This is a genomic window from Comamonas testosteroni (genome assembly GCF_000761245.1).
Classification (GTDB): domain Bacteria; phylum Pseudomonadota; class Gammaproteobacteria; order Burkholderiales; family Burkholderiaceae_C; genus Comamonas; species Comamonas testosteroni_C.
Window position 1 is genome coordinate 1 of record NZ_AWOR01000075.1, and the last position, 11,950, is coordinate 11,950.

The 11,950-nt window shown below is 59.0% G+C and carries 10 protein-coding genes; 1 reads left to right on the forward strand and 9 read right to left on the reverse strand.

What is annotated here, in order from left to right:
• Positions 1 to 621 precede the first annotated feature (621 nt).
• The 6 genes from dmpG to P353_RS21985 all read right to left on the reverse strand — a co-directional run bounded on the left by dmpG (position 622) and on the right by P353_RS21985 (position 7,706).
• Positions 622 to 1,698 (reverse strand): 4-hydroxy-2-oxovalerate aldolase, encoded by a 1,077-nt coding sequence (gene dmpG / locus P353_RS21960; protein WP_052084974.1) that lies wholly within the window; start codon positions 1,696 to 1,698, stop codon positions 622 to 624.
• Between the two features lie 14 nt (positions 1,699 to 1,712).
• Positions 1,713 to 2,663: an acetaldehyde dehydrogenase (acetylating) gene (locus P353_RS21965; RefSeq protein WP_034374563.1), complete on the reverse strand. Its 951-nt coding sequence runs from the start codon at positions 2,661 to 2,663 to the stop codon at positions 1,713 to 1,715.
• A 272-nt stretch (positions 2,664 to 2,935) separates the two neighbouring features.
• Positions 2,936 to 4,666 (reverse strand): IlvD/Edd family dehydratase, encoded by a 1,731-nt coding sequence (locus P353_RS21970; protein WP_034374565.1) that lies wholly within the window; start codon positions 4,664 to 4,666, stop codon positions 2,936 to 2,938.
• A 34-nt stretch (positions 4,667 to 4,700) separates the two neighbouring features.
• Complete coding sequence (locus P353_RS21975; RefSeq protein ID WP_034374568.1) at positions 4,701 to 5,597, reverse strand: NAD(P)-dependent oxidoreductase; 897 nt, start codon at positions 5,595 to 5,597, stop codon at positions 4,701 to 4,703.
• A 31-nt stretch (positions 5,598 to 5,628) separates the two neighbouring features.
• Positions 5,629 to 6,663: a 4-hydroxythreonine-4-phosphate dehydrogenase PdxA gene (locus P353_RS21980; protein ID WP_034374579.1), complete on the reverse strand. Its 1,035-nt coding sequence runs from the start codon at positions 6,661 to 6,663 to the stop codon at positions 5,629 to 5,631.
• Between the two features lie 20 nt (positions 6,664 to 6,683).
• Positions 6,684 to 7,706 (reverse strand): Bug family tripartite tricarboxylate transporter substrate binding protein, encoded by a 1,023-nt coding sequence (locus tag P353_RS21985; RefSeq protein WP_232776806.1) that lies wholly within the window; start codon positions 7,704 to 7,706, stop codon positions 6,684 to 6,686.
• A 60-nt stretch (positions 7,707 to 7,766) separates the two neighbouring features.
• Between P353_RS21985 and P353_RS21990 the strand changes: the two genes are divergently transcribed.
• Positions 7,767 to 8,693, forward strand: a complete 927-nt coding sequence (locus P353_RS21990; protein WP_034374572.1) for a LysR family transcriptional regulator — start codon at positions 7,767 to 7,769, stop codon at positions 8,691 to 8,693.
• A 232-nt stretch (positions 8,694 to 8,925) separates the two neighbouring features.
• Here P353_RS21990 and P353_RS21995 read toward each other — a convergent pair whose 3' ends face one another.
• The 3 genes from P353_RS21995 to P353_RS22005 are packed head-to-tail and all read right to left on the reverse strand — an operon-like array spanning position 8,926 to position 11,730.
• Positions 8,926 to 9,903 (reverse strand): Bug family tripartite tricarboxylate transporter substrate binding protein, encoded by a 978-nt coding sequence (locus P353_RS21995; RefSeq protein ID WP_034374574.1) that lies wholly within the window; start codon positions 9,901 to 9,903, stop codon positions 8,926 to 8,928.
• The gene (locus P353_RS22000; RefSeq protein ID WP_034374581.1) at positions 9,903 to 10,709 is read right to left on the reverse strand and encodes a phosphate/phosphite/phosphonate ABC transporter substrate-binding protein; all 807 of its coding nucleotides are present in this window, start codon (positions 10,707 to 10,709) and stop codon (positions 9,903 to 9,905) included. Before P353_RS22000 ends, P353_RS21995 begins: the two co-directional genes overlap by 1 nt.
• A gap of 16 nt (positions 10,710 to 10,725) precedes the next feature.
• Positions 10,726 to 11,730, reverse strand: coding sequence for an ornithine cyclodeaminase family protein (locus P353_RS22005; protein ID WP_034374575.1), 1,005 nt, complete (start codon positions 11,728 to 11,730; stop codon positions 10,726 to 10,728).
• Positions 11,731 to 11,950 lie beyond the last annotated feature (220 nt).

An 11,950-nucleotide genomic window follows, 5' to 3' on the forward strand; every position in this document is an offset into this window, starting at 1 on the left:
ACATCGGGCACGGTGGCCACGCGCTTTTCCAACGGGAATGTTTCCCGCGGAATGCCTATGCGTTGGGGAGGTTGGGGGAAATTTGTTGGCATGCGATATCTCCGCGCAATAAGTGCGTGATGTGGGGGATTTGAAGCAGGAGGTGCTCTGACCGTAAGGCAATGTCTTCAAAGTCTTGAGCAAGTTCTTGTTGACTGCGTGAACCCTTCGATCAAGGGCCTTCTGCTTGTTCTACGCAGGAGGGCGCAGCGAGCGTTTGAACTTATGGAGTGAGCTCTTTTTGCTAGCTCTTAGTCATGTATCTTGGCGGTTCTATACGGCCGTTGAGTTAATAGCGGGTCGCATTGATCATCGTGTGAAAGACCTTGCCTTCGAACACCTTCTGCAAGGTGTTGCTGGCTTGCGCTGGTGAAGGGTAAATGAATCACTGGGCGGTATCCTCGTGAGGGCATGGTTTGTGCGAACCTCAACGACCGCTATTTCGTTAGGCTTTCAGGCATCGAGGTTGTCTCGATGTCTGAAAGGGGGCGTCAAACTAGGTGTTCGCCCTTTTAGTTAGCGATGTCTGTGTTGTTTGGCCTACTTAGGACCTCTCCTAATCGACCATGTCGTCAATCAAAATTAATTCTGTGATCCGGCCGAACCACTATGTACTGGAACGGCTTGGGCGGCAGAAGATGTAGGCAATCGCTTTAACAGATCCAAGGCCACATCTACGATCATGTCTTCCTGTCCCCCGACCATGCGGCGCTTGCCCAACTCCACAAGGATGTCCACGGCCTTGAGTCCGTATTTGGTGGCAGCCACTTCAGCGTGACGCAGGAACGAGCTGTAAACCCCGGCATAGCCCAAGGCCAGCGTCTCGCGGTCCACGCGTACCGGACGGTCTTGCAGCGGGCGCACGATGTCGTCGGCCGCATCCATGAGCTTGTAGAGATCCGTGCCGTGGTTCCAGCCCAGGCGCTCTGCGGCTGCGATGAACACTTCCAGCGGAGCATTGCCGGCGCCCGCGCCCATGCCGGCCAGGCTTGCATCCACGCGGTCGCAGCCCTCTTCCACCGCCACGATGGAGTTGGCCACGCCCAGGCTCAGGTTGTGGTGGGCATGCATGCCGGTCTGGGTTTCCGGCTTGAGGATGTCCTTGAAGGCCTTGAAGCGATCGCGCACATCGTTCATGCCCAGCGCACCGCCGGAGTCCACGACATAGCAGCATGTAGCGCCATAGCTCTCCATCAGCTTGGCCTGTTCAGCCAGCGTCTTGGGCGAGGTCATATGGCTCATCATCAGAAAGCCCACGGCTTCCATGCCCAGATGACGCGCATATTCAATATGCTGTTTGGACACGTCGGCTTCGGTGCAGTGGGTCGCCACCCGCACCACGCGTACACCGGCTTCGTAGGCGGCCTTGAGGTCGTGGACGGTGCCAATGCCCGGCAGCAGCAAGGTGGTGATCTTGGCGTGCTTGACCACGCTGGCCACGGCCTCTATCCACTCCAGGTCGGTATGGGCACCAAAGCCGTAGTTGAAGCTGGAGCCTTGCAGGCCGTCGCCGTGGGCGACCTCGATCGAGTCGACCCGGGCCTCATCCAGGGCCTGAGCGATCTGCCTGGCCTGCTCCACGCTGTACTGGTGACGAATGGCGTGGCTGCCGTCGCGCAGGGTCACGTCGGAGATGTAGATTTTCTTGGTTTGCGTCATGGTGTGTCGTCTCCTCAGGCGGCCACGGCGAGCGTCGCCAGCATGCGCTCGGCCATATGCTCGGCGGTGCGCAGGCCGGCGCTGGTCATGATGTCCAGGTTGCCGGCGTAAGCGGGCAGATAGTGGGCCGCACCCTCGACCTCCAGAAAGATCGAGGTTTTCAGGCCCGTGAGGGCATCGCCTACGCCGGGGATGCGGATCGGGGTGTCGATACGGTCGAACTGCACCTTCTGCTTCAAACGGTAGCCCGGGACGTAGGACTGAACAGCGGCAGCCATGCGCTCCACCGACTCGGCAATCGCTGCCTCGTCGGCCAACTCGCTCAGGGTGTAGACCGTGTCGCGCATGATCAGGGGCGGCTCGGCCGGGTTCATGATGATGATGGCCTTGCCCTTGGTGGCGCCGCCCACGACCTCGATCGCCTTGGACGTGGTTTCGGTGAACTCGTCGATGTTGGCGCGGGTGCCGGGGCCGGCACTCTTGCTAGCAATCGAGGCAATGATTTCGCCGTAGTGCACCTTGGCCACACGAGAGACTGCGGCCACCATGGGGATGGTGGCCTGGCCGCCGCAGGTGACCATGTTCACATTCGGCGCGTCCAGATGCATGTCGCCGTTGACCACAGGAATGCAATACGGGCCGATGGCCGCCGGCGTCAGGTCGATCATGCGGATGCTGGGCTTGAGACTGCGCAAGAAGGCATCATTCTTCACATGTGCGCCGGCGCTGGTGGCATCGAACACAAAGTCGATCTCTGCAAACTCGGGCATGCGCGTGAGGCCTTGCACGCCTTCGTGGGTGGTGGCCACGCCCATGCGAGAGGCACGCGCGAGACCGTCGGAGTTGGGATCGATGCCGACCATGGCGCCCATCTCGATGTTTTTGCCGTGGCGCAGGATCTTGATCATTAGATCAGTGCCGATATTGCCGCTGCCGATGATGGCGGCCTTGAGTTTGTGTTGCACGACGGAGTCCTTTCAATTCAATAATGTGTTCAGCCGGTAGATATGCATGGCGTTGTTATGCAGTACGGCCTCCCGCCTACCACGTAGCTCATTGGTTTGCTGGGGTTGTCTTGTGCAGTGGAGGGCAGGGCGGTAGCCAAGGCTTGTGGTGCGACGCCTGCCTAGAGAGGGCGCCGGTGCGATGGCGGCGCGTTGGTGTACTCGAGCAAGGCCTGTCTCCTGTGCGGCCTTGGTACAGACTTTGTGGTGAGGGTGCATCTGTTGGGCTGAGATCAGTGGTTGTCGCGAGGCACTCGCGCTCCGCTGCAACCCACCAGGAAGTCCAGATCGGCACCCTCGTGCGCCTGGGTGACGTGATCCAGATACAGCTTCACATAGCCGCGGTCGGCGTGGGGCTCAGGGGCCTTCCACGCAGCGCGGCGACGGGCGAGCTCGTCTTCATCCACGAGCAGCTCCAGCGCGCGCTCCGGCACGTCGAGTCGCACTAGGTCGCCGGTGTGCACCAGGGCCAGCGGTCCGCCAATGGATGCTTCTGGAGAAACATGGAGCACCACAGTGCCATAGGCTGTGCCTGACATACGCGCATCGGATATGCGGATCAGGTCGGTTATGCCCTTGCGAAGCAGCTTCGGCGGAAGAGGCATATTGCCTACCTCGGCCATGCCGGGGTATCCCTTGGGGCCGCAGTTTTGCAGCACCATGATGCTGTTTTCGTCGATCTCCAGCGATTCATCGTTGATGCGCGCGTGCAGGTCTTCGATGGAGGGGAACACCACTGCCCGGCCCGTATGTCGAAGCAGGTGAGGTGATGCCGCCGATGGCTTGATGATGGCCCCGTTGGGCGCGAGATTCCCCCTGAGCACGGCCATGCCAGCGTCGCTCTTGAAAGGCTCGTCCAGTGAGTGGATGACTTCGGGGCGCCAGTTTGTGGCGTTCCCTATGTTCTCAGCTTGGGTCTTGCCGTTAGCTGTGGGTGCGTCGCCATGCAGCAGACCACGCTGGTGCAGTTGCTGTAGCACGGCGGGCAGACCCCCCGCTTCGAAGAAATCCTCCATCAGATACTGACCCGAGGGCATGAGGTTCACGAGGCAGTGCACATCTCGACCCAGGTAATCCCAGTCGTCGAGCGTGAGCGGGACGCCCACGCGCCGCGCCAGTGCCAGCAGGTGCACGACGGCATTGGTCGATCCGCCAATAGCAGCTGTGGTGCGGATAGCGTTCTCGAAGGCTTCGCGCGTGAGAAGTCGGTCGAGCGTGACGTCTTCGTGCACCATGGTCACAATGCGCCGCCCAGCTTCGCGTGCGAGCACGTTGCGACGTGCATCCACAGCTGGAATTGCAGCATTGCCGGGCATGCCTACGCCCAGCGCTTCCACCAGGCAAGCCATGGTGGATGCAGTGCCCATGGTCATGCAGTGGCCGTGCGATCGATTCATCGCGGCCTCTGCTTCGTGGAACTGGTCGAGCGTGATGCTTCCTGCCCGCAGTTGCTCGCTCATAGAGATCGTGTTGGTGCCCGATCCAACCATGCGACCTTCATAGTAGCCGCGTAGCATCGGTCCGCCGGAGACGCCGATAGTTGGCAGATTGACGCTTGCCGCGCCCATGAGCAGCGCCGGAGTTGTCTTGTCGCAGCCCATGAGCAGTACCACGCCGTCGAGCGGGTTGGCGCGAACGGCCTCTTCCACATCCATGGAGGCGAGATTGCGATACAGCATGGCGGTAGGACGCATCATGGTCTCGCCCAGCGAAAGTACGGGGAACTCCAGCGGAAAGCCGCCTGCATCGAGTACACCCCGGCGCACATGCTCCGCGATCTCGCGGAAGTGTGAGTTGCAGGGGGTCAGCTCCGACCAGGTATTACAGATGCCAATGACAGGCCTGCCGTCGAACTGGTCCTGTGGAATGCCGCTGTTCTTGAGCCAGGAGCGGTAGTAGAAACCCATTTTGTCCTGGCGCTCGAACCAGGCGCGGCTGCGCAGTTTTTTTGGGGAGTCAGTCATTTTCGTAGGGTGATGAGTGTTGGAGGGCTGTGCGTCAGGCGGCTTCTCTGCTGGGATGGTGGTCGGCGTTCAGATGCTGAATCTGAAGCCATAGACCGCTGTGGTCGACCTCGCCTTCGCGTTCGACAAGCGCTTCAAACAAGTGAGTGACGGCTTGCGTGGTGGGCGCAGTAAAGGCACACGCATCAGCAACTTCAAGCGCATTGCGTAGGTCTTTCAGCTGCATGGTTGCGCGGGCACGAGTGGTGAAGTCACCGTCCACCATGCGTTGCCCATGCAGGTCGAGTACGCGGCTTTCTGCGAACCCGCCACGGATCGCGTCGCGCACCTTGGCGGCATCGGCGCCGCCCGCTGCAGCCAGTTGAAGCGCCTCGGCCACGGCTGCGATATTCACCGCCACAATCATTTGATTGGCTAGCTTTGCGATTTGCCCCGCGCCGTGGGGGCCCACATGCGTGGCGCGGCCCATGGCTTGAAGGACGTGCTGCATCTGCGCGAAGTCCTGCGCATCACCGCCCACCATGATGGCGAGCCTGCCGTTTTCGGCAGCCTCCACACCACCAGAAACCGGTGCGTCCAGATGCCGAATGCCCATAGCCTGGAGTCGGCTGGCATGCGCACGCGCCTCTGCGGGTTTGATGGAGCTGGTGTCCACCACCACCGCGCCAGCGCTGGTTTGCTGTAGGGCACTAGCGACACCGTCCTCAAAAAGCACCTGCTCCAGAACACCGCCGTTTTCTAGCATGGTGAAGACAGCGTCGGCGTGCACAACGGCTTGGGCTGGCGTGGGGGAGACGACGGCGCCATCCGTTTTCAACGCTAGCGCCTTGTCCCGGCTACGGTTCCAGACGGTGACCTGGTGGCCCGCGCCAAGCAGGCGGCGTACTTGGTGCGCCCCCATGAGGCCTGTTCCCAAAAATGCAATGCGCATAGACGCTCCTATTCTTGATGGTGGAGTGCGCTCAGGCGACGACGAGCTTTTCACGCCCATGGCTAGCCATGCGTGTGCACAGGTCAAATGCGCGCTGAAGTCCATGCACGTTGGCCTTGCCTTGGCCGGCGATGTCGAAGGCGCTGCCACTGGCCGACGTGGCTACGGGCACGGGCAGCCCGCCATGCGATGTCACCCCTTGATCAAAGCCCATGAGTTTCATGGCGATCTGGCCTTGATCGTGGTACATGCAGACCACTGCATCGAAGTCGCCACGGCGAGCAGCGATGAACACGGTGTCCGAGGGAAATGGGCCGAGTGCATGCATGCCGGCCGTCCTGGCATCGCCGATGGCGGGCGCGATGGTGTCGATCTCTTCGCTCCCGATGGATCCACCATCGCCTGCGTGCGGATTGAGGCCGCAGACGGCGATGCGCGGTGTTTCCACGCCAGCCTGTTTTAAGGCATGATCGATAATGCGCACCGCTGCCACCACACCTTCACGACTGATGTGCTGTGCGACTTCGCGGATGGGAACATGGGACGTGACGCGTGATGTCCACAGGCGCTCTGCGATGTTGAATTCGCACACGAAGTCTTCCACCCCGAAGCGTTCCTGCATGTGGCGCAGCTCATCTTCGGCCTGCAGGCCGCCGAGCCGTAGAGAATGCTTGTTGAAGGGCGCGAACAAAATGCCATGGCAGATGTCTTCGCGGCACAGGTCGATGGCCTTTTCCATGGCGAGGAAGGTAGCGCGACCCGCGGCTTCGCTGCAGACGCCGCGTTCCGGTAACTGGCCTTGCAGCACATCGAGGTCCAGCAGCGACACATGGCCTGCTTCGAAGGTGATGTCGTCCAGCGAGGACACTGTAACTGTGGGAACTTGCACGTTCGCGATGCGCTGGGCGTCATCCCAGATAATGCGGTCGCCGACAATAAGCAGTTGCGCACGTTCGCGGTTTTCGTCGCGTGCTAGTAGCTTGGCCGCCATTTCTGGGCCGATGCCTGCAGGATCTCCTAGCAGGACGGCGAGGGTGGGTAGACGGAAGGTGGATGGTGCGGTCATGGAAATTGCTTCCTCTTTGGTCATTCGGCCTTGAGTCCGGTGCTGGCAACTAGCTTGCCGTAACGGTCGAACTCTTCTTTGTTGAACTTGGCGAAATCGCTGACGCTGGTGGCGTCGGCCGTGCCGCCGAGGGCTTTGATGCGTGCCTGCGAGTCTGGCGATGCCAGAACCTTGTTCAGTGCAGCGTTTAGTTTGGTCACGACCGGTTCTGGTGTGCCGCCTGTTGTATAGAGCGCGTACCATGTGGTGACGTTCGCACCGTGGATGCCCAGTTCGTCAAGTGTTGGGACGTTGGGAAGATTGCTCGAGCGCTGCGGCGAACTCACGGCGAGCGGCTTGAGCTTGGTGGCCCGGATCTGTCCCAAGGCTGACGTCAGGGTGTCGAACATGAAATCGAGCTGGCCACCGAGTAAGTCCATGTGGGCCTGCGAACTGCCCTTGTAGGGCACGTGGATGGCTTGACTCTTTGTGGCGAGCGCGAATGCGGCGCCGCCCACATGCTGGGTGCTGCCCACTCCGGAGGATGCGTACTTGAGCTGGCCTGGCTTGCTACGCAGGGCCTCGGCTAGTTCCTGAGGGCTCTTGTAGGGCGAATTTGTCGGGACCACCAGTACGTTGGGTACGGTGGCCACCATGCCGATGGGCTGGAGGTCCTTGAGCGGATCGAACTTGAGCTTAAGGAGGTGCGGGGCAATTGCCTGGGCCGTGGTGGTGGCTAGCAACAATGTGAGTCCATCCTTTTCGGCGCGTGCGGTGATATCGGCGGCGATGGTGTTGGAGGCGCCCGGGCGGTTTTCCACGATAAAGGACTGCCTTAGGTCTGCCCCCAGCTTTTCGGCTACCAGACGAGCCAAGATGTCGGTGCCGCCGCCTGGAGGTGATCCGACCAAGATGCGTACCGGCTTGGCGGGGTAGCCATTGGTTGACTGTGCCGGCGCCTGGGACGGCAGGCTGAGGCTCAGTGCCGCAGCTAGGATGCTGGAAAGAGCTTTCATCGTTTTGTCTCCTGTGTTTTCGCCTGAGAGGTTACGGTTTACGTTCATTCCAATCCAATCGAATTTTGTCGATAATGCATATGTTTTTGTATATGTATCGCCCGTGTCATGTCCCTGTCCGACACTTCTTTGTTTCTGCGTTTGCGGATGCGGCAGTTGTTGCTCATTCGCTTACTGGGTATCGAGCGCAATTTAGGCCGCGCCGCCAGTTCCTTGGGAATGAGCCAGCCGGCGGCCACTAAGCTGCTGCAGCAGGCTGAAGATGCCTTGGGCGTGACCTTGTTCGAGCGTCATCCGCGTGGGATGGCGGCTACGGCCGCCGGCGAGGTGCTGGTGCGCTATGCGCGCACAGTGTTGAATGACTTTAGTGTGGCGAGGGAGGAGATCGCGGCCTTGCAATCGGGCCTGCAGGGCAGTGTGCGCATTGGCTGTGTACCGGGAGCTGTGCCGCAATTGGTGGCACCGGCACTAGTGGAATACAAGCGCCGTCATCCGCAGGTGAGCGTGAGCGTGACGGTGGACATCAGCAATGTGATCATCCAGCAGCTTGAGCGTGCGGAGGTAGATCTGGTGTTTGGGCGTCTCACCAGTATGCATGCTCACTCGGACTATGTCTTCCAGGCATTGCTGGAAGAGGCTTTGGTGGCTGTAGTCCGCAACGGCCATCCGCTGCTCAAACGCAGTAGTCTGGGGCTGGCGGATCTGGTGGCTGCGCACTGGGTGGTTCAGCCAGTGGGATCGCCGCAGCGGACGCGTTTTGACCAAGCTATTCACGAGGCGGGTATCACCACACTGATGAACACTACAGAGACGGCTTCTACGGTGGTGACCACCGCATTGCTGGAGGTTTCCGACATGGTGGCAGTCATGCCAGCATCGTTGGCGGAGCACTACGGCCGACTGGGCAATCTGAGAGCACTTTCGCTGGAGATGCCTATCCGGGTCCCGCCCATTTACCTGATCACACGCAAAGGCCGCCCGCTGTCAGCAACGGCCGCACAGTTTGGGGCCTTGGTGCTCTCGGTGATGAAGTGAATGTCACATCTGACTCAGGCTGGACTACCTGTTGTCTTGGCGTTGCAGTCGGCCTCAATGCTTCATGCATGAGCAATCCGTATCGTCATACTGGACTGCCACCCAGGTGGGTAGACATACCCGGTCTATCTTTGGACTGCCTCCTAGGCTCAAAAAGATAGACTAGGCATGTCTACCATGCCGAACGGTAAGTCCACTTCACAGGGCTGGAAAAGTGGATGCATAGTACGATTTAATCTACCGTTAGGCCCTTCTGGCGAACTAATGAGGTCCAACGTATGGATTCACGATCAATGTTGGCACTCAGTTCCTGAGGCGTTCCGCCTCCTGGTTCAAAGCCCAGACTCCGTACCCGTTGCCGCACACTGTTCTGTGTAAGCGCTTTGTTTACTTCGACATTCAAGCGATCGATAACGGCCTTAGGTGTACCCGCAGGTGCCATCAGCGCATACCAGGACACTGCTTCAAATTGTGCTAGCCCTTGTTCCGCCAATGTTGGTAATTCGGGCCAAGACTTTGAACGCTGGGGTGTGGCCACGCCAATGGCTTTGAGTTTGCCGCTCTTCACGAAGGGTTGTACTGCAGAAAGTGGTCCGAACATCATGGTGACTTGACCACTCACCACATCGTTGAGTGCAGGGCCCAACCCTTTGTACGGTATATGTGTGAGTTGCACATGCAACTCCTGTGCAAGCAGTTCACCTGCCAGATGCGCTTGACTGCCAGCGCCTGCGGAAGAGAAACTCACCGCCGTAGGTTTGGCAGCAGCGAGTGCTTGCAATTCTTTTACTGTTCGCGCTGCTACTGCGCTGTTCACCACCAACACGTTTTCCACGGACCCCAGCATGACGATCGGGATTAACTCGGATGGTTTGTAAGGCAGACTTGAATATAGTGCTGGGTTAACAGCCACGTTGCCTATGGGAACCACACCGATGTTATAGCCGTCAGGTGTCGCCTTTGCGATTTGCGAAACGCCTATATTGCCCGCTGCTCCCGCCTTGTTGTCCACAATGAGCGGCTGCCCAAGCGGGCTATTAATTTCCTGTCCGATAAGGCGCGCCAAAACATCGGCAGGACCTCCTGGAGCAAAGGGAACAACGATGCGAATAGGCCTTTCGGGATAGCCAGATGCATACGCTTCTAGCGTAGCCCCCAAGGCAACTGCGAAGGTGGCCATGGTAAGAAGATGTCGGCGTAGTATGTTCATCAGATGTCCTCGAAATGGGGCAGTGGTTGGCGGGCCAACGTAGCAAGGGAGTCGTAATCGCTTGCCAACGGCACAGTAAATCCAGTGATGAGCAAGCGCTTCATGAGCCCAGCCACTTCTGGGGCACTTGCCGTGGAGGATAGTGCTGCCTGCAGGCGTTTAAGCTGTTCAGGATTCAACTCAGCAGTAGCGATCAGTGGTGGAATGGGAAAAGCCTGCGTGGTTGCAATGGTGCGGACCTGGCTGGCATAGTCGGGCTCGTAGCTTTGCAGCAATTCGTGGTAGTAACTGTCGAGTGGTCCTACGTCGATGCGTCCAGCAATGAGCGCATCAATGACACCACGAGCATTCACCAGTCCGCCTTCAGCCTTCCGATACAACCGGCTGCCACGTTGGGCCCTAAGTGGCGCCAGATGGTGGCGCAGAGCTACACCGCCCGACATGGAGTCCTCAAGCGTGAATCCCAATATGCCGCCGAAGCTGTCTTCTAATGTTTGCCATTGGCTGTCCGCCCGGATCACAATATCGGTGAAGTACACCGGCCGCCGGCCGTAGCGATCGGCCACAGGTACTGGTGCAGCAATGATTTCAGGGCGATGATCATGCATAGAAAACGGCAAGCCGCACATCATGACTAGACCCAGATCGGAACGCGCCCACAGTTCTGATAGCGGCGCTGGTGCGGGGTAGTCGATCACATCCCACTCTAGTTGCGCCTGCTTTAGCACCCAGGCCATCAACTGCTTCCAGTCGGCTGCGGCCTGTTCTCCTACGGAGTACATGCGCGCATTGGCAATTAGCGTCATATCCTTCTCCTGGCGCTCAGCGGAAGCGCAACTGCTGACCCAGGCCACGCGCGCGAGCCTTCTCCAGCATGGAATGACCAAGAGCGATATCAGATAGCGATAGCCCACGATGCCAGAACAGATTAGTCTCGTCATCGCTTTCGCGGCCTGGTTTAAGGCCAGCTACGATCTGGCCGAGTTCGGCATGCAGGTTCTTTTCGCTCAAACGGCCGCTGTCCACATGCGCGCGTAGCGCCCCCAGTGGGCCGGCCTTGGCCTGACCCCAGTCATCCATCACCATCTTGTCCATGATGTCGGTGAGCGACAACTCAACGGCGCTCATCGTGCCGTAGGGGATAACGCAGGCACCTTTCTTGATCCATTCGGTCTTGAGCATAGGCGTGGGTTTGTCCAGGCGAGAGGCTTCTACGACGATATCGGCATCGCGCACACAGGACTCCCAATCCTCGGTCACCGTGATCTTCTTGCCCAGATCCCGCTCCAGACGTTCCGCAAAGGAGTTCCGGCTTTCAGGACGACGAGAATGTACACGGATCTCTTCGAAGTTGAAGATGGAGTCCAACAGGCGCACATTCCAGTATGAAGTGCCACGCGCCCCTACATGGCCAAGAATCTTGGAGTGCTTACGGGCCAAGTACTTTGCACCTAGCGCCGTAATGGCTCCAGTGCGCATGTCGGTCAAATCCGATGCGTCTATGGTGGCCACGGGCACGCCAGTCTTGGGATCGAACAGATTCAGAAGCGCCAATTCAGAAGGTAGGTTCACTTCATAGTTGCGGTAGAAATCGCCAACCACCTTAACCCCAGCAATGCCAAGAGGTCTGATGTAGCCGCGCAGGACATTGAAGTGACCCGGGTAGTCTTTCTCTGGAACCAGATGCATGCGTGGTTCGATGGTGGTCTCACCGCGTCCCTGTGCGATCAAACCCTGCTCCACTGCCGCGACGATTTCCGCGTCAGTCATCTCAAGAGCCTGAACGTCGAGATGATTCAGATAGTGCATGTAGATTGGCGAACTCATAGGATCCTCTAACGTTTGATAAGCAAGGTTGCGAAAAAGCAATGCACTGATAGTTCTGTGCCGAAGCAAGGAGACGAGGTCCAGCTCAGCTCACTACATTGCACGGGAAAGTGATAACTCTGAATATGAGCAAAATGCTCTCAGCGGACCATCGGCAGGTTGAGACCATGGCGCTTGGACGCTTCCACGGCAATCTCGTAGCCTGCATCGGCATGGCGCA

Excerpts from the sequence above, each read along its gene's own strand:
- dmpG (WP_052084974.1), bottom strand. The coding sequence starts at position 1,698 with ATGACGCAAACCAAGAAAATCTACATCTCCGACGTGACCCTGCGCGAC.
- P353_RS21970 (WP_034374565.1), bottom strand. The coding sequence starts at position 4,666 with ATGACTGACTCCCCAAAAAAACTGCGCAGCCGCGCCTGGTTCGAGCGC.
- P353_RS21975 (WP_034374568.1), bottom strand. The coding sequence starts at position 5,597 with ATGCGCATTGCATTTTTGGGAACAGGCCTCATGGGGGCGCACCAAGTA.
- P353_RS21980 (WP_034374579.1), bottom strand. The coding sequence starts at position 6,663 with ATGACCGCACCATCCACCTTCCGTCTACCCACCCTCGCCGTCCTGCTA.
- P353_RS21985 (WP_232776806.1), bottom strand. The coding sequence starts at position 7,706 with ATGAACGTAAACCGTAACCTCTCAGGCGAAAACACAGGAGACAAAACG.
- P353_RS21990 (WP_034374572.1), top strand. The coding sequence starts at position 7,767 with ATGTCCCTGTCCGACACTTCTTTGTTTCTGCGTTTGCGGATGCGGCAG.
- P353_RS21995 (WP_034374574.1), bottom strand. The coding sequence starts at position 9,903 with ATGAACATACTACGCCGACATCTTCTTACCATGGCCACCTTCGCAGTT.
- P353_RS22000 (WP_034374581.1), bottom strand. The coding sequence starts at position 10,709 with ATGACGCTAATTGCCAATGCGCGCATGTACTCCGTAGGAGAACAGGCC.
- P353_RS22005 (WP_034374575.1), bottom strand. The coding sequence starts at position 11,730 with ATGAGTTCGCCAATCTACATGCACTATCTGAATCATCTCGACGTTCAG.